Source organism: Pseudomonas laurylsulfatiphila, from assembly GCF_002934665.1.
Classification (GTDB): domain Bacteria; phylum Pseudomonadota; class Gammaproteobacteria; order Pseudomonadales; family Pseudomonadaceae; genus Aquipseudomonas; species Aquipseudomonas laurylsulfatiphila.
In genome coordinates this window covers 211,968-228,815 of sequence record NZ_NIRS01000007.1, presented here as the reverse complement: position 1 = coordinate 228,815, position 16,848 = coordinate 211,968, and the positions used below count along the sequence as shown (strand labels likewise).

The following is a 16,848-nucleotide window of genomic DNA, read 5'->3' as shown; positions in this document are numbered from 1 at the left end:
ATGATCACTCATCGGCGGGTTTTTCATTTCTGCCTAGCGCTTAAATCGCACCACGCTCGCGCAGCAGACCCAGCACTTGCTTGACGCCTTCTTCCAGCGACACGGACTGGGTGTCGATCACCAGGTCGGCATCCAGCGGCACGTCGTACGGGAAGGACTCACCCGGGATGTTATCCCCGGCCGCCGCGTACAGGCCTTGCGGATCACGCTCGGCGCAGACGGTCGGCGAAGCCTGGACGTAGACCGTCAGCAGACGTTCCTTGCCGATCAGTTCCCGAGCCTGTTCACGACCTTCGGCGCTCGGCGCAACAAACGCCGCCAGGGTCAGCAGACCGGCTTCGTTGAACTGACGCGCAACGTGCGCGGCACGACGCCAGTTTTCGGTACGCCCGGCGCGATCCTGTGGCAGACCCTTGTTCAGGTCGTGACGCAGGTTCTGGCCATCGAGCACGAACACCGCACGGCCAAGGTCGAACAGCTTGCGTTCAACGGCATACGCCAGAGTGCTCTTGCCCGCGCCCGACAGGCCGCTGAACAACACGGTGGCCGGTTGCTGGCCGAAGCGCTGTGCGCGCTCTTCGGTGGCGACGTGGGCCAGCTTGCCGTGGTGCGTGCTGGTGCCATGGGCCAAAGGCTGGGCGACGATCATGCCGGCGCCGACGGTGCCGTTGGTCAAGCGATCGATGATGATGAAGGCACCGGTGGTGCGGTTGCTGTCGTAACCGTCGAGGGCAATCGGCGCGTCGAGCGCGATCTTGACCTTGCCGATTTCGTTCAACTGCAACGCGCTGGCCGGACCTTCTTCCAGGGTGTTCACGTCGACCTTGTTGACGATGCTGGCGATGGAGCCCGGCACGTAACTGGTGGCGCGCTTGATGTCGTATTTTTTGCCCGGCAGCATCGGCTCTTCAGCCATCCACACCAGCATGGCTTCGAAGCTGTCGGTCACCGGCGGTACGTTGTCGGCGTGAACCAACAGGTCGCCACGGGAGATGTCGATTTCGTCTTCCATGGTCAGCGTGACTGCCTGACCTGGACCTGCGTGTTCCAGCTCACCTTCGAAGGTGACGATGGACTTCACACGGCTGCTCTTGCCCGACGGCAGCACCACGACTTCGTCGCCTTTCTTGACGATGCCGCTGGCCAGCGTACCGGCGAAGCCACGGAAGTTCAGGTTCGGACGGTTGACGTACTGCACCGGGAAACGCAGGTCGGTGAAGTTGCGGTCGCCCGCCACTTCCACGGTCTCGAGGATTTCCATCAGCGACTGGCCGGTGTACCACGGCGAGCGCTCGGACTTGTTCACCACGTTGTCGCCCTTCAATGCCGACATCGGCACGAAGTGCATGCTGGTGGGCTTCATCTTCAGGCCTTCGGCGAACTGCAGGTAGTCGGCCTTGATCGACTCGAACACGCCTTGGTCGAAGTCCTTGAGGTCCATCTTGTTGATGGCCACGACTATGTGCTTGATGCCCAGCAACGAGGCGATGAAGCTGTGGCGACGGGTCTGGGTCTGCACGCCGTAGCGGGCGTCGACCAGGATGATCGCCAGGTCACAGGTGGACGCACCGGTGGCCATGTTGCGGGTGTACTGCTCATGGCCGGGGGTGTCGGCGATGATGAATTTGCGCTTGGCGGTGGAGAAATAGCGATACGCGACATCGATGGTGATGCCTTGTTCACGCTCGGCTTGCAGACCGTCGACCAGCAACGCCAGGTCGATGTCTTCGCCGGTGGTGCCGACTTTTTTCGAGTCGCGGGTGATCGCTTCCAGGTGATCTTCGTAGATCATCTTGGAGTCGTGCAGCAGGCGCCCGATCAGGGTGCTCTTGCCGTCGTCGACGTTACCGCAGGTCAAAAAGCGCAGCAGCTCTTTACGTTCGTGCTGGCCCAGGTAGGCGAGGATGTCCTCGCTGATCAAATCAGATTGATGCGACATGACAGCCCCTTAGAAATAACCTTGACGTTTTTTGTCTTCCATCGAGCCTGCGCCATCGTGGTCGATGACACGGCCCTGGCGCTCGGAAGTTCGCGTCAGGAGCATTTCCTGAATGATGTCCGTGAGGCTTTCGGCCTCGGACTCCACCGCGCCCGTCAACGGGTAGCAACCAAGGGTACGGAAACGCACTTTCTTTTTGACGATACGCGCTTTGTCTTCATCGCTCAGGTGCTCGAGGATGCGCTCGTCATCGATCATGATCAGCGTGCCGTTCTTCTCGATGACTTCACGCTCGGCGGCGAAGTACAGCGGGACGATCGGGATGCCTTCAAGGTAGATGTACTGCCAGATGTCCAGCTCGGTCCAGTTCGACAGCGGGAAGACGCGGATCGACTCGCCCTTGTTGACCTTGCCGTTGTACACGTTCCACAGCTCGGGACGCTGGTTCTTCGGGTCCCAGCGGTGCTTGCTGTCGCGGAACGAGTACACGCGCTCCTTGGCGCGGGATTTCTCTTCATCGCGACGGGCGCCGCCGAAGGCTGCGTCGAAACCATGCTTGTCGAGTGCCTGCTTCAGACCCTCGGTCTTCATGATGTCGGTGTGCTTGGCGCTGCCGTGGGTGAACGGGTTGATGTTCTGCGCCACGCCGTCCGGGTTGACGTGGGTGATCAGGTCGAGGCCCAGCTCGGCGACCATCTTGTCACGGAAGGCGTACATCTCCTGGAATTTCCAGCGAGTGTCGACATGCATCACCGGAAACGGCAGCTTGCCCGGGAAGAACGCCTTGCGTGCCAGATGCAGCATCACGGCGGAGTCTTTACCGATGGAGTACAGCATCACCGGGTTGTCGAACTCGGCGGCCACCTCGCGGATGATGTGGATGCTTTCCGCCTCCAGCTGTTTCAGATGCGTCAGTTTGTCGACCATGGCTACTCACGAAAGCTTTCTTATGAACGGCCAGCGGGCCGTGTTCGAGCGGGGATCCTAGCACAGCGACCTCTTCTAATCAGGACGCCAACTAGATCGAAAGAGCATATGAATATGCCCCGCTGTTTGGGCACATCGCCCCCTGTAGGAGCGAGCTTGCTCGCGATGGTCGTCAACGATAACGCTGGCAGCCTGACACCCCGCAGTGTTCTCAGGTTCATCGCGAGCAAGCTCGCTCCTACAGGGGGTCCCGGATTCAGATCGGGTTTGGACAATCGATGAAGATGTGCTCCAGCGCAAAGCGCCGCGCCAGATAATCCCCCAGCGCCTGAACGCCGTAGCGCTCGGTCGCGTGGTGACCGGCGGCGATGAAGCTGATGTCGTTTTCCCGTGCACTGTGGAAGGTCTGCTCGGAAGCCTCGCCACTGAGGTACAGGTCGACGCCAGCCGAAATGGCCTGATCGATGTATCCCTGGCCGCCACCGGTGCACCAGCCGACGCGGCGGATCATGGCGCTGCCTTCGATCAACAGCGGCTCACGGCCCATGACTTCCTGTACGCGGCGGGCGAAATCCCGGGGCATCATCGGCTCGTTCAGCGAACCGACCAGACCGACAATCTTCAGGTTATCCGGGTCCAGCGGACCTTCGACGGTGATGTCGAGCTGCCGCGCAAGCTGCACGTTGTTGCCGACGTCCGGGTGCAGATCCAGCGGCAGGTGATAGGCCAAGAGGCTGATATCGTGCTTGAGCAAGGTCTTCAAACGGCGCTGTTTCATACCGGTGATGCACGGGTTTTCACCCTTCCAGAAGTAGCCGTGGTGCACCAGTACCAGGTCGGCATTGGCCTCTACCGCGGCATCCAGCAACGCCTGGCTGGCAGTGACGCCACTGACAATGCGCATCACTTGCGGACGGCCTTCGACTTGCAAGCCATTGGGGCAGTAATCGGCGATTTTGGCGCTGTTGAGATAACGGTCGGCTTCTTCGACCAGGGTGCTCAGGGAGACAGCCATAAAAGACTCCTAAATATCCCGTTCAGAGGCGCGTGCGGCCTCGTATAATGCGCGTCATTATGAGCGGTCTCATACCGCCTGCAACTCTCTCAGGAACTGCTTAATGCTCAAGGCGCTGCGTTTTTCCGGCTGGCCGCTGTTGGCCGGCGTGCTTGTCGCTCTTTTGATAATCCAGCGTTACCCGCAGTGGGTCGGGCTCCCGAGCCTCGACGTCAATCTGCAGCAAGCGCCGCAAACCACCAGCATGCAACAGGGCCCGGTGTCTTATGCCGACGCGGTCACCACCGCAGCGCCGTCGGTGGTGAACCTGTACACCACCAAAGTCATCAACAAACCCAACCATCCGTTGTTCGAAGATCCGCAGTTCCGCCGTTTCTTCGGCGATAACTCGCCCAAGCAGAAACGCATGGAATCGAGCCTCGGTTCCGGCGTAATCATGAGCCCGGAAGGCTACATCCTGACCAACAACCACGTGACCAGCGGCGCCGACCAGATCGTCGTGGCGCTCAAGGACGGCCGGGAAACCCTGGCCCGGGTGATCGGCAGCGACCCGGAGACTGACCTCGCGGTGCTGAAAATCGACCTGAAAAACCTGCCGTCGATCACCGTCGGGCGCTCCGACAACATCCGCATCGGCGACGTGGCGCTGGCCATCGGCAACCCGTTCGGCGTCGGCCAGACCGTGACCATGGGCATCATCAGTGCCACCGGGCGCAATCAACTGGGCCTGAACAACTACGAAGACTTCATCCAGACCGATGCCGCGATCAACCCCGGCAACTCGGGCGGTGCACTGGTGGACGCCATTGGCAACCTGACCGGCATCAACACGGCGATCTTCTCCAAGTCCGGCGGCTCCCAGGGCATCGGCTTCGCGATCCCGGTAAAACTGGCGATGGAAGTGATGAAGTCGATCATCGAGCACGGCCAGGTGATTCGTGGCTGGCTGGGTATCGAAGTGCAGCCGCTGACCCAGGAACTGGCCGAATCCTTCGGTTTATCAGGGCGTCCGGGCATTGTCGTGGCGGGGATTTTCCGCGATGGTCCGGCACAGAAGGCCGGTCTGCAACTGGGTGACGTGATTCTTGCCATCGATGGCGAACCGGCCGGTGATGGCCGTCGCTCGATGAATCAAGTGGCGCGGATCAAGCCGACCGACAAGGTCACGATCCAGGTGATGCGTAACGGCAAGGAACTCAAGCTGACCGCGGAAATCGGTTTGCGTCCGCCGCCGGCACCGGTCAAAGAGAAAGAAGAAGAGTAAGCGGCCCCCAAAACCAATGTGGGAGCGAGCCTGCTCGCGATGGCGATTTAACAGTCAACGAAGATGTTGAATGTTATGGCCTTATCGCGAGCAGGCTCGCTCCCACAGGTTTTACAGGTCGCCGAGGCCGTCGATCAGCGCCTGGTTCTGCTCTGGCGTGCCGATCGAGATCCGCAGGAACTGGGCAATCCGCTCTTGCTTGAAGTGCCGGACGATCACGCCCTGCTCACGCAACTTCGCCGCCAACCCCGCCGCATCATGCTGGGGGTGACGGGCGAAAATGAAGTTCGCCGCAGACGGCAGCACTTCAAATCCCTTGGCCTGCAATTGCCCGACGACCTTCTCGCGATTCTCGATCACCAACCGGCAGGTCTTGTCGAAATACTCGCGATCCTCGAACGCGGCAGCGGCGCCGACATTCGCCATGCGATCCAGCGGATAGGAGTTGAAGCTGTTCTTGATCCGCTCCAGCGCCTCGATCAGGTCCGGATGCCCCACCGCCAGGCCAACCCGCAGACCGGCCAGGGAGCGGGACTTGGACAGGGTCTGGGTCACCAGCAGGTTGGGATAACGATTGACCAGAGTGATTGCCGTCTCGCCGCCGAAATCGATGTAAGCCTCGTCCACCACGACCACCGAATCCGGGCTGGCCTTGAGAATCTGCTCCACCGCTTCCAGCGCCAGCAGGCAGCCGGTCGGTGCGTTCGGGTTGGGGAAGATGATCCCGCCGTTCGGCCTGGCGTAGTCTGCCGGGTTGATCTGGAATTGCTCGTCCAGCGGCACCGCGTCGAAGTTGATGCCATACAGTCCGCAGTAGACCGGATAGAAGCTGTAGCTGATGTCCGGGAACAGCAGCGGCTGATCGTGCTGCAGCAAACCGTGGAAGATGTGCGCCAGGACTTCGTCGGAACCGTTGCCGAGGAATACCTGATTGCCTTGCACGCCGTAGTACCTGGCGACCGCGTTCTTCAGCAGGTCGCTGTTCGGGTCCGGGTACAGACGCAGGTTGTCGTTCAGTTCGGTCTGCATCGCGGCCAAGGCCTTGGGCGATGGACCGTACGGGTTTTCATTGGTGTTGAGCTTCACCAGCTTTGCCAGTTTCGGCTGCTCGCCCGGCACGTAAGGCACCAGATTCTTGACGAACGGGCTCCAGAATTTACTCATGCTCAGTTCCCCTGCTTGTCGTCAACGATGCGATATTCGGCGCTACGCGCGTGCGCGGTCAGCGACTCGCCACGGGCCAGCACGGATGCGGTCTTGCCCAGTTCCGATGCGCCCTGCTCGGAGCAGAAGATGATCGACGAACGTTTCTGGAAGTCATACACGCCCAGCGGCGAAGAGAAGCGCGCAGTGCCGGAGGTCGGCAACACGTGGTTCGGGCCCGCGCAGTAGTCGCCCAGGGCTTCGGAGGTGTGACGGCCCATGAAGATCGCGCCGGCGTGGCGGATCTGCGGGAGCCAGGCTTGCGGGTCGGCAACGGACAACTCGAGGTGCTCCGGCGCGATGCGGTTGGCCACTTCGATGGCCTGTTCCATGTCACGAACCTTGATCAGTGCACCACGGCCATTGATCGAGGTTTCGATGATTGCGGCACGCTCCATGGTCGGCATCAATTTGGCGATGCTGGCGGCGACCTTGTCGAGGAACCCGGCATCGGGGCTGACCAGAATGGCCTGGGCGTCTTCGTCGTGCTCGGCCTGGGAGAACAGGTCCATGGCAATCCAGTCCGGATCGGTCTGGCCGTCGCACACCACGAGGATTTCCGAAGGGCCGGCGATCATGTCGATGCCGACCTGGCCAAACACGTGGCGCTTGGCGGTAGCCACATAGATGTTGCCCGGGCCGACGACCTTGTCGACCTTCGGCACGCTTTCGGTACCGTAAGCCAGCGCAGCAACGGCCTGAGCGCCGCCGATGGTGAACACGCGGTCGACACCGGCGATGCAGGCCGCAGCCAATACCAGCTCGTTGATTTCACCACGCGGGGTCGGTACGACCATGACCACTTCGGTCACGCCGGCCACCTTGGCCGGAATCGCGTTCATAAGCACCGACGACGGGTACGACGCCTTGCCCCCCGGCACGTACAGACCGGCACGATCCAGCGGCGTGACTTTCTGGCCCAGTACGGTGCCGTCCGCCTCGGTGTAACTCCAGGAGTCCTGCTTCTGCTTCTCGTGGTAGCTGCGCACGCGGGCTGCGGCGACTTCCAGAGCTTCGCGCTGGGCCACGGAGATGCGGGTCAGTGCCAATTCCAGACGCTCGCGCGGCAGGATCAGGTCGGCCATGGACTTCACGTCCAGGCCGTCGAACTGACGGGTGAAGTCCACCAGCGCCGCGTCACCGCGCTCACGCACGGCCTTGATGATGTCCAGCACCCGCTGATTGACCGAGTCGTCAGACACACTTTCCCAGCTCAGCAGATGATCCAGATGATGCGCGAAATCCGGGTCAGCAGCGTTGAGTCGGCGAATTGCAGTCAGTGCGGTCATAGCGAGAGCCTCATAGGAATGGCAAAAAACTCAGGCGCCCGAAGCTAACATTCGATCCGCTTGGGCACCTGAGAATTCTGGCTATGAGGCGGATAGACGGCGCGCCTTGCGGTCGCGCAGGTGAATCAGCCGCGGTGTCGAGACTCCACTGCCTTGCGCAGGGTGTCGATCAACGCCTGGATACGGGCGTGCTGCATTTTCATCGAAGCCTTGTTGACGATCAGGCGGGAGCTGATGGCCGCGATGAAATCCTGTGGCTCCAGGCCGTTGGCCCGTAGCGTGTTACCGGTGTCGACCACGTCGATGATCTTGTCCGCCAGACCGATCAGCGGCGCCAGTTCCATCGAACCGTAGAGCTTGATGATATCGACCTGACGACCCTGTTCGGCGTAGTAGCGCTTGGCAACATTGACGAACTTGGTGGCGATACGCAGACGGCCCTTGGGCTCGACGGCACCGACTTTACCGGCGGTCATCAGCTTGCACTGGGCAATTTGCAGGTCCAGCGGCTCGTACAGGCCCTGGCCGCCGTATTCCATCAGCACATCTTTACCGGCGACGCCGAGGTCGGCAGCACCATGTTCGACATAGGTCGGCACATCGGTGGCACGCACGATCAGCAGACGGACATCGTCCTGAGTCGTGGGGATGATCAGCTTGCGGCTCTTGTCCGGATTCTCGGTCGGCACGATGCCCGCTTCAGCCAGAAGCGGCAAGGTATCGTCAAGGATGCGGCCCTTGGACAGTGCGATGGTCAACATGGGAAACGTCAGTCCTTATCAAGGTACTCATGCCCGGTCGCAAATGGCGCCGGACACACATCGAGCCGAAAACGGCTCGACTTCAACAAATCAACGGGCATGTCCTTATGCCCATGCAGCACTACTAGCCCGGAACGCGACGGATCTTGGCGCCCAGCATCTGCAGTTTTTCCTCGATGCACTCGTAGCCACGGTCTATGTGGTAGATGCGGTCGATCAGGGTGTCGCCCTCGGCAACCAGGGCCGAGATGACCAGGCTGGCCGAAGCACGCAGGTCGGTGGCCATCACTGGCGCGCCCTTGAGTTTCTCGGTGCCAGTGACGATCGCGGTGTTGCCCTCGACCTGGATCTTGGCGCCCATGCGGTGCAGTTCGTAGACGTGCATGAAGCGGTTTTCGAAGATCGTCTCGATCACAGCACCCGTGCCTTCGGCAATGGCGTTGAGGGAGATGAACTGCGCTTGCATGTCGGTCGGGAACGCCGGGTACGGAGCGGTCCGCACGTTGACGGCTTTCGGACGCTTGCCGTGCATGTTCAGCTCGATCCAGTCTTCGCCGCAGGTGATTTCGGCACCGGACTCCCGGAGTTTTTCCAGAACGGCTTCGAGGATGGTCGGATCCGTGTCCTTGACCTTCACGCGGCCGCCGGTCACGGCAGCGGCAACCAGGTAGGTACCGGTTTCGATACGGTCCGGCATCACTTTGTAAGTGGTGGTGTGCAGACGCTCGACGCCATCGATGGTGATGGTGTCGGTGCCGGCGCCGGAAACCTTGGCGCCCATGGCGTTCAGGAAGTTCGCCAGGTCGACCACTTCAGGTTCGCGCGCGGCGTTGGCCAGGACGCTACGGCCCTTGGCCAGCGCGGCAGCCATCATGATGTTTTCGGTACCGGTCACGCTGACGGTGTCGAAGAAGAAGTGCGCACCGCGCAAGCCGCCCTCAGGCGCCTTGGCCTTGATGTAGCCGCCTTCGACGTCGATGACTGCGCCCATGGCTTCCAGGCCACGGATGTGCAGGTCAACCGGACGCGAACCGATGGCGCAACCGCCAGGCAGCGCGACTTCGGCTTCGCCGAAACGGGCAACCATCGGGCCCAGCACCAGGATCGACGCACGCATGGTTTTAACCAGTTCGTACGGTGCTACCAGGGTCTTGATGGTGCGCGGGTCGATTTCGACGGCGAGTTTTTCGTCGATCACCGGCTCGATCCCCATGCGACCGAACAGTTCGATCATGGTGGTGATGTCGTGCAGGTGCGGCAGGTTGGCAACGGTCACCGGACCATCGCAAAGCAGCGTGGCAGCAAGGATCGGCAGGGCAGAGTTCTTTGCCCCGGAGATGCGGATTTCGCCGTCAAGACGAGCACCGCCAGTAATAATCAATTTATCCATAAGAATCTCGACGCCCTTGGGCTCAGGTGCGCTCGGCCCAGGCCGCGCTGCTGAAAAATTTCATTGTGACCGCATGGATGCTGCCATCGGTGATCCATGGGTTCAAATGGGCATAGATCTGCTGCTGACGCTTCACCGGGCTCATCGCCGCCAGTTCATCGCTAATCACATTCAGCTGGAAATTGCAGCCTTCGCCCTCGACTTCTACCAACGTTCCGGGCAGCTTTCCTTCAAGGAAGCTCTTCACTTCTACGGCCTGCATGCTCAACCTCAATCGGCGCCCTGTGCGCGCGGGTCGGACATCATACAAAAAAGCCCCGCGCCTGCGAACCCCGCGAAGCAGGACTCTGACGGGGGGCTTCTTTATAGATGCGGGTTAGGGATGCGCCAACAGCTCGGTCAGCTCGCTGACCTGAGCGATTTCACGCATGTCTTCCGGCATTCCACGGATGCTCAACGCCTTGCCGGCCGCCTGAGCATCGCGGATGAAGCACAGCAGCAACGACAAACCGACACTGCTGGACTTGGTCACCGCCGAACAATCGACCACCAGCGCCGCAGCCTTGCTGGCCTTGATCAGCGCCTTGCCCTGCTCACGCAGGCCAGGGCCGGTGCGGTAATCCAGCACGCCACTGAGTCGCAGCTCACCCGCTTCGTCCATCTGGACTGCCGACTCACTCATTGGGCTGACTGCTCTGGCTTCTTGTCGGTGGCTTCCTTGGCCTTGGCGACTTCCCCGGCCCAACCATTGATGGTCTTGTCCAGGTCGTTGCCATTGCGCTGCATCGCATCGGCGAACTGATCGCGGAACAGCTTGCCGATATTGATGCCGTTGATGATGACGTTACGCAGTTTCCACTCGCCATTGATCTTTTCCAGCGTGTAGGACACTGGATAGATCGCGCCGCTGCTGCCTTTGACAGTCATGCCAACGCTGGTCCGGTCGCCCGATTCGTCTTTGGCCGGTTCAACGGTGATGCCCTGGTTGTTGTACTCCAGCAAGGCATTGCCATAGAACTGGAACAAGCCCCGCTTGAAGTTTTCTTCGAAGGTCTTCATCTGCGCAGGCGTAGCTTTGCGCGAGTACTTGACCGTCATGATGCTCTTGGAAATACCCTCGGCATCCACGACCGGCCCGACGATGGTGTTCAGCGCCGTATAAAAGTCTTGCGGATCCTGCTTGTACTTCTCTTTGTTTGCCGCCAGGTCCGCGAGCATACGGTTGGTTGTGTCCTGCACCAGATCGTGCGCCGAAGGCGCCGCTACGGCGTGGGACACCAACGGAAACACCGCGAGCATTACCAACAGGCCACGTCGCAAGGTAGAGATCATTTAACAGTTCCTCATTTAGCTTCTTTGCTAACGGTATTGAGCAGGAATTTACCGATCAGGTCCTCGAGCACCAGCGATGACTGCGTGTCATGGATGGTTCCACCATCCTTGAGCAGGGTGTCTTCCCCGCCCACGCTGATACCGATGTACTTCTCGCCCAACAGTCCTGCGGTCAGGATAGATGCAGTGGAGTCCGCAGGCAGATTATCGATGCGTTTTTCCAGCTGCATGGTCACCCGACCGGTAAAGCTGTCGCGATCCAGATCGATGGCCGTGACCTTGCCGATGGTCACACCGGCCATGGTCACCTTTGCTCTGACAGTCAAACCGGCGATATTGTCGAAGTAGGCGTAAAGTTTATAGGTGTCGGTGCTCGGAGTCGGGGACAGCCCACTGACCCGCAACGCCAACAAGAGCAAAGCCAGGATGCCAGCCAGCAAGAAAAGGCCGACACCGATTTCCAGGGTGCGGTTTTGCATCAGAAATCTCCAAACATCAAGGCGGTCAGAATAAAGTCCAGGCCGAGCACTGCCAACGAGGCATAGACAACGGTCTTGGTAGTGGCACGACTGATCCCCTCGGAAGTGGGTTCGCAGTCATAGCCTTGGAATACGGCGATCCAGGTCACGACAAAGGCAAAGACGATGCTTTTGATGATCCCGTTGAGCACATCCTCAGTGAACGTCACGCTGTTCTGCATGTTCGACCAGTAGGAACCTTCATAGACCCCCAGCCAGTCGACAGCGACCCACGAGCCGCCCCAGATGCCCACCACGCTGAAAATCATCGCCAGCACCGGCAGGGAAATGAAGCCGGCCCACAAGCGTGGCGCGATGATGTACTTGAGCGGGTCAACCCCGATCATTTCCAGGCTGGACAACTGCTCGGTGGACTTCATGTTGCCGATTTCCGCGGTCAACGCCGAACCGGCGCGCCCGGCGAACAGCAAGGCGGTCACCACCGGCCCCAGTTCCCGCAGCAGCGTCAGCGCAACCATCTGCCCGACAGCCTGTTCCGAACCGTAGCTGGAAAGGATGTTGAAGCCCTGCAGCGCCAGCACCATGCCGATGAACACCCCGGAGACCACGATGATCACCAGGGACATCACGCCCACCGAATGCAGCTGCTTGACCAGCAGCCCGAAGCCGCCACCGATACCACCGCGACCAAGCAAGGCATGAAACAGGAACAAGGCCGAACGCCCGAACACCGCCAGCACATCGATGCCGGCCTGGCCGAAGCGGCGAACGCGTTCCATCAATGAAATTCTGCGCATCAGCGCTTCCCCAGAATATCTGCGCGGTAATCCGTCGCTGGAAAGTGGTACGGAACCGGGCCATCGGGTTCGCCAGTCATGAACTGGCGAATACGCGGTTCATCCGAGTTCATCAATTCGTCCGGGGTCCCCTGCCCCAACACCTGACCATCGCCCACCACATAAATGTAATCGGCAATGCTCGCGGTCTCGGCCAGGTCGTGGGAAACCACGATGCTGGTGATGCCCAGCGCATCGTTGAGCAAGCGAATCAGGCGCACCAGAACGCCCATGGCGATGGGATCCTGGCCAACAAAGGGTTCGTCGTACATGAGGATCTGTGGATCGAGCGCAATCGCCCGGGCCAGCGCAACTCGGCGCTTCATGCCGCCGGAAAGCTCGTCGGGCATCAGGTCGATGGCACCGCGCAAACCCACTGCCTGCAATTTGAGCAGGACGATGTCGCGGATCATTTCTTCCGGCAGTTGCGTGTGAACCCGCAGCGGAAACGCGACATTCTCGAAGACATCGAGGTCGGTAAACAGCGCGCCGCTCTGAAACAGCACGCCCATATGCTTGCGCGCATCGAACAGGTCGCTGCGCGACAGTTTTGGCAGGTTCTGACCGTTGACCCAGACTTCGCCCTTGGTGGGCCGCAGCTGGGCGCCCATCAGACGCAGAAGCGTGGTCTTGCCACACCCTGAAGGCCCCATGATGCCGGTGACCTTGCCGCGCGGGATACGGATATCGACATTGTTGAAAATGCTGCGCGCACCGCGCTTGAAGGACAGTCCCTTCAGCTCGACCGCGTAGGCGTTATCGGCACTCATCTAAACTCCTTGCGATGCAGCCTCTCACTCGGACGCCTGGCTTTCTGACAAAAGCACATACCTCCCGGGCAGGCCGAACTGGCGGCGAACTATATCACTGCAAAGGCTGCGCGCCCAAGGCCAAAGCCGGGTCATGTTCAACTGCATGACAGGTTGAAAGCCCCATTTAGAAGCTTTCAGGTAACTGAAAATAACAATGCGCGACGAACTTGCGTGAGGGATTCGATCATAACCGCTATAATCGCCGCCTTTTCATCAGGCTATACGATTTCTGACATGAGCCAATCCAACGACCTGATTCAATCAGCACAACGCACCATCCGCCTCGAAGTAGAAGCCGTGCAAGGCTTGCTACCCCATATCGACGCAGATTTCGTACGCGCTTGCGAGATGATTCTGGCCAGCAAAGGCCGCGTGGTCGTGGTTGGCATGGGCAAGTCGGGGCACGTCGGCAACAAGATCGCCGCAACCCTGGCCAGCACCGGCACCACGGCATTTTTTGTGCACCCGGCGGAAGCCAGCCATGGTGACATGGGCATGATCACCCGCGACGACATCATTCTGGCGCTCTCGAATTCCGGCTCCACCAATGAAATCGTCACCCTGCTGCCACTGATCAAGCGCCTGGGCATACAGTTGATCAGCATGACCGGCAACCCTGATTCGCCGCTGGCCAAGGCCGCCGAGGTCAACCTGAATGTTCACGTCGAACACGAAGCCTGCCCGTTGAACCTGGCACCCACCTCGTCGACCACCGCCGCCCTGGTCATGGGTGATGCCCTGGCGGTCGCGCTGCTGGAAGCCCGTGGCTTTACCGCCGAAGACTTCGCCTTTTCCCATCCCGGCGGCGCCCTGGGCCGACGCCTGCTGCTGAAAGTGGAAAATGTCATGCACGCCGGCCAGGAACTGCCGCAGGTCCGGCGCGGCACCCTGCTCAAGGACGCCTTGATGGAAATGACCCGCAAGGGCCTGGGCATGACCGTCATCCTCGAGGCCGACGGCAAGCTCGCCGGAATCTTCACCGATGGTGATTTGCGCCGCACACTGGACCGCAGCATCGACATCCACAGCGCTGTCATCGACCAGGTCATGACGGCCCATGGCAAGACCGCCCGCGCCGAAATGCTGGCCGCCGAAGCGCTGAAAATCATGGAAGACCATAAAATCAACGCGCTGGTCGTGGTCGACAGCGAAGACCGCCCGGTCGGTGCCTTGAACATGCACGACTTGCTGCGTGCAGGAGTAATGTAATGAGTGCGGACCTGCTGCAACGCGGCAAACAGATCAAACTGGCGGTGTTCGATGTCGACGGCGTGCTGACCGATGGACGCCTGTACTTCCTCGAAGACGGTAGCGAATTCAAGACGTTCAACACGCTCGACGGCCAGGGCATCAAGATGCTGATGGCCGCTGGAGTGCAAACTGCCATCATCAGTGGCCGCAAGACCCCGGTGGTCGAGCGGCGAGCCAAAAACCTCGGCATCCCGCACCTGTATCAGGGCCGCGAAGACAAACTGGTGGTACTCGACGAACTGCTGGCCCAACTGAATTTGAGCTATGAGCAGGTGGCCTACCTCGGCGACGACCTGCCGGACTTGCCGGTGATTCGCCGCGTAGGCCTGGGCATGGCGGTAGCCAATGCCGCCAGTTTCGTGCGCGAACATGCTCACGGCATCACCCTCGCCCGCGGCGGCGAAGGTGCCGCTCGCGAGTTCTGCGAATTGATCCTGCGCGCCCAGGACCGCCTCGATGCGGCCAATGCGGCGTACCTGTGAGCCCGATATGCTGAGCAAAAAGTTTCGCAACACCCTGCTGTACAGTTGCATCGCGGCGATATTCGCCGCGGTTGGCTACTGGAACATCAGCCCGGAACGCTTCCTCGACAAGCCGGTAACGCCGGTCGATGAAAGCGCGATCGACTATTACGCTATCAACGCCCACAGCGTGCAGTACCTGCCGGACGGCAAGCTGCAATATGATCTGGTGTCCGACAAGGTCGAGCACCTGAAGGCGACCGAGGTGACACTGCTGACCAACCCCGACCTGAACGTGTTCCGCGGCACTGAGTTCCCGTGGCACGTCCAGAGCCTGCGCGGCGAGGTCAACCCTGACGGCACGCAGGTCGAGCTGATCGATGATGTGCGCATCACGCGCTTCGACGAGAAAAACCGCAAGACCCTGATCACCAGCACCCGCATGACCGTGTTCCCGCAGCAGCAATATGCGCAGACCGAGCAAGACGTTAGAATCGACGGCGCTGGCGGTGTTTCGACTGGCAAGGGAATGAAAGCGTATTTGAAAGAAAGCAGGATACACCTGCTATCGAACGTAAGAGGACAGTATGAGGCTCGTTAAAACCCTCCCGATTTTGCTCAGTCTGGGCGCAGCACTGGGAAGCGTGAGCGCCTGGGCTCTGCCGGAAGACCAACAGCAGCCTATCCGCATTCAGGCCGACGATGCCCAACTGGACGACAAACAAGGTATTGCTACCTATAAGGGTGACGTGATCATCACCCAAGGCTCGATGAAGGTGACAGGCAACACAGTTACCATCACCCGCACCCCGACTGGCGACATTGACGTAGTGACCTCGGTGGGCAACCTGGCGTACTTCGAGCAATTGCAGACGGCTGGCGATACCAAGCCTGTTCAGGGCTGGGGCGTGACCATCCAGTATCACGCCACGCAAAATCGCGTCGTGCTGATCGACAAGGCCAAGGTTGTCGACAAGGACAACAACGTCACCCAAGGCGAGAAAATCGTTTACGACACCGAGAAGAAGCTGGCCAGCGCCGGGCGCGCCACCGGCAGCAAGGTCACCGAGTCGCGTCCGCGCATCGACATGGTGATCCAGCCGAAGAAGAAAACCGACGAGAAAAAGGCCCAGTAATGGCAACTCTGAAAGCTCAGCATCTGGCCAAGAGCTACAAGAGCCGCCAGGTCGTGCGTGATGTCAGCCTGTCCATCGACAGCGGTCAGATCGTCGGCCTGCTTGGCCCGAACGGCGCCGGCAAGACCACCTGCTTCTACATGATCGTCGGCCTGGTGCAAGCCGACCAGGGCCGCGTCCTGATCGATGACCTGGACGTCAGCCACCAGCCGATGCACGGCCGTGCAAAAGCCGGTATCGGCTATTTGCCGCAGGAAGCATCGATCTTCCGCAAACTGTCGGTGGCCGACAACATCATGGCCATCCTCGAGACCCGCAAGGAGCTCGACAAGGCCGGTCGTCGCAAGGAGCTGGAAAGCCTGCTGCAGGAATTCCACATCAGCCACATCCGCGACAACCTCGGCATGAGCCTGTCCGGTGGTGAGCGCCGCCGCGTGGAAATCGCCCGCGCCCTGGCCACCAACCCGAAGTTCATCCTCCTCGATGAACCGTTCGCCGGCGTGGACCCGATCTCGGTCGGCGACATCAAACAGATCATTTACCACCTCAAGGCCAAAGGCATTGGCGTGCTGATCACGGACCACAACGTTCGTGAAACCCTGGATATCTGTGAAACCGCCTATATCGTCAACGACGGCCAACTGATCGCCGAAGGTGACGCAGAGACCATCCTGGCCAACAATCTGGTGAAGGAAGTGTACCTGGGCCATGAGTTCCGCCTGTAAACGCTGAGGTGTGCCCAGGCAGCTGCCC

At 60.3% G+C, this 16,848-nt stretch carries 19 protein-coding genes; 6 read left to right on the top strand and 13 right to left on the bottom strand.

Annotated features, from left to right (window positions below; translation table 11 throughout):
- Positions 1 to 40: 40 nt before the first annotated feature.
- The 3 genes from cysN to CD175_RS25875 form a co-directional block, all read right to left on the bottom strand.
- Entirely contained in the window at positions 41 to 1,939 is a 1,899-nt protein-coding gene (gene cysN, locus CD175_RS25885) for a sulfate adenylyltransferase subunit CysN (RefSeq protein WP_102701496.1), read from the bottom strand.
- Positions 1,940 to 1,948: 9 nt separating this feature from the next.
- On the bottom strand, positions 1,949 to 2,866 hold the full coding sequence (cysD, locus tag CD175_RS25880; protein ID WP_007970286.1) for a sulfate adenylyltransferase subunit CysD: 918 nt from the start codon (positions 2,864 to 2,866) through the stop codon (positions 1,949 to 1,951).
- A gap of 256 nt (positions 2,867 to 3,122) precedes the next feature.
- Entirely contained in the window at positions 3,123 to 3,881 is a 759-nt protein-coding gene (locus CD175_RS25875; RefSeq protein ID WP_104450953.1) for a Nif3-like dinuclear metal center hexameric protein, read from the bottom strand.
- Between the two features lie 103 nt (positions 3,882 to 3,984).
- On the opposite strand from CD175_RS25875, the gene algW reads away from it, so the two are divergent.
- The gene (algW, locus tag CD175_RS25870; RefSeq protein WP_007970284.1) at positions 3,985 to 5,145 is read left to right on the top strand and encodes a Do family serine endopeptidase AlgW; all 1,161 of its coding nucleotides are present in this window, start codon (positions 3,985 to 3,987) and stop codon (positions 5,143 to 5,145) included.
- Between the two features lie 111 nt (positions 5,146 to 5,256).
- Here algW and hisC read toward each other — a convergent pair whose 3' ends face one another.
- The 10 genes from hisC to CD175_RS25815 all read right to left on the bottom strand — a co-directional run bounded on the left by hisC (position 5,257) and on the right by CD175_RS25815 (position 13,205).
- Positions 5,257 to 6,309, bottom strand: a complete 1,053-nt coding sequence (gene hisC / locus CD175_RS25860) for a histidinol-phosphate transaminase (RefSeq protein ID WP_104450952.1) — start codon at positions 6,307 to 6,309, stop codon at positions 5,257 to 5,259.
- A gap of 2 nt (positions 6,310 to 6,311) precedes the next feature.
- Positions 6,312 to 7,637, bottom strand: a complete 1,326-nt coding sequence (gene hisD / locus CD175_RS25855; RefSeq protein ID WP_104450951.1) for a histidinol dehydrogenase — start codon at positions 7,635 to 7,637, stop codon at positions 6,312 to 6,314.
- A gap of 125 nt (positions 7,638 to 7,762) precedes the next feature.
- On the bottom strand, positions 7,763 to 8,398 hold the full coding sequence (hisG, locus tag CD175_RS25850; protein ID WP_007970278.1) for an ATP phosphoribosyltransferase: 636 nt from the start codon (positions 8,396 to 8,398) through the stop codon (positions 7,763 to 7,765).
- Positions 8,399 to 8,522: 124 nt separating this feature from the next.
- On the bottom strand, positions 8,523 to 9,788 hold the full coding sequence (gene murA / locus CD175_RS25845; RefSeq protein ID WP_007970276.1) for a UDP-N-acetylglucosamine 1-carboxyvinyltransferase: 1,266 nt from the start codon (positions 9,786 to 9,788) through the stop codon (positions 8,523 to 8,525).
- A 22-nt stretch (positions 9,789 to 9,810) separates the two neighbouring features.
- Positions 9,811 to 10,050, bottom strand: a complete 240-nt coding sequence (locus tag CD175_RS25840) for a BolA family protein (RefSeq protein ID WP_015093504.1) — start codon at positions 10,048 to 10,050, stop codon at positions 9,811 to 9,813.
- Positions 10,051 to 10,164: 114 nt separating this feature from the next.
- Positions 10,165 to 10,470 (bottom strand): STAS domain-containing protein, encoded by a 306-nt coding sequence (locus tag CD175_RS25835; RefSeq protein ID WP_007970274.1) that lies wholly within the window; start codon positions 10,468 to 10,470, stop codon positions 10,165 to 10,167.
- Entirely contained in the window at positions 10,467 to 11,120 is a 654-nt protein-coding gene (locus tag CD175_RS25830; RefSeq protein ID WP_104450950.1) for an MlaC/ttg2D family ABC transporter substrate-binding protein, read from the bottom strand. Before CD175_RS25830 ends, CD175_RS25835 begins: the two co-directional genes overlap by 4 nt.
- A gap of 11 nt (positions 11,121 to 11,131) precedes the next feature.
- Entirely contained in the window at positions 11,132 to 11,599 is a 468-nt protein-coding gene (gene mlaD / locus CD175_RS25825) for an outer membrane lipid asymmetry maintenance protein MlaD (protein WP_007970271.1), read from the bottom strand.
- Positions 11,599 to 12,396, bottom strand: a complete 798-nt coding sequence (gene mlaE / locus CD175_RS25820; RefSeq protein ID WP_007970268.1) for a lipid asymmetry maintenance ABC transporter permease subunit MlaE — start codon at positions 12,394 to 12,396, stop codon at positions 11,599 to 11,601. Before mlaE ends, mlaD begins: the two co-directional genes overlap by 1 nt.
- A complete protein-coding gene (locus CD175_RS25815; RefSeq protein WP_104450949.1) occupies positions 12,396 to 13,205 on the bottom strand; it encodes an ATP-binding cassette domain-containing protein in 810 nt (269 codons plus the stop codon). The genes mlaE and CD175_RS25815 overlap by 1 nt, the downstream gene beginning before the upstream one ends.
- Before the next feature lie 276 nt (positions 13,206 to 13,481).
- On the opposite strand from CD175_RS25815, the gene CD175_RS25810 reads away from it, so the two are divergent.
- The 5 genes from CD175_RS25810 to lptB are packed head-to-tail and all read left to right on the top strand — an operon-like array spanning position 13,482 to position 16,820.
- The gene (locus CD175_RS25810; RefSeq protein ID WP_104450948.1) at positions 13,482 to 14,456 is read left to right on the top strand and encodes a KpsF/GutQ family sugar-phosphate isomerase; all 975 of its coding nucleotides are present in this window, start codon (positions 13,482 to 13,484) and stop codon (positions 14,454 to 14,456) included.
- Positions 14,456 to 14,980 carry a KdsC family phosphatase gene (locus tag CD175_RS25805; protein WP_008018712.1) on the top strand — a complete coding sequence of 175 codons (525 nt, stop codon included), beginning with the start codon at positions 14,456 to 14,458 and terminating at the stop codon, positions 14,978 to 14,980. The genes CD175_RS25810 and CD175_RS25805 overlap by 1 nt, the downstream gene beginning before the upstream one ends.
- Positions 14,981 to 14,987: 7 nt before the next feature.
- A complete protein-coding gene (gene lptC / locus CD175_RS25800; RefSeq protein WP_104450947.1) occupies positions 14,988 to 15,560 on the top strand; it encodes an LPS export ABC transporter periplasmic protein LptC in 573 nt (190 codons plus the stop codon).
- Positions 15,547 to 16,095, top strand: coding sequence for a lipopolysaccharide transport periplasmic protein LptA (gene lptA, locus CD175_RS25795; RefSeq protein ID WP_104450946.1), 549 nt, complete (start codon positions 15,547 to 15,549; stop codon positions 16,093 to 16,095). Before lptC ends, lptA begins: the two co-directional genes overlap by 14 nt.
- Complete coding sequence (gene lptB / locus CD175_RS25790) at positions 16,095 to 16,820, top strand: LPS export ABC transporter ATP-binding protein (RefSeq protein WP_046040048.1); 726 nt, start codon at positions 16,095 to 16,097, stop codon at positions 16,818 to 16,820. Before lptA ends, lptB begins: the two co-directional genes overlap by 1 nt.
- The last annotated feature ends 28 nt before the right edge of the window (positions 16,821 to 16,848 follow it).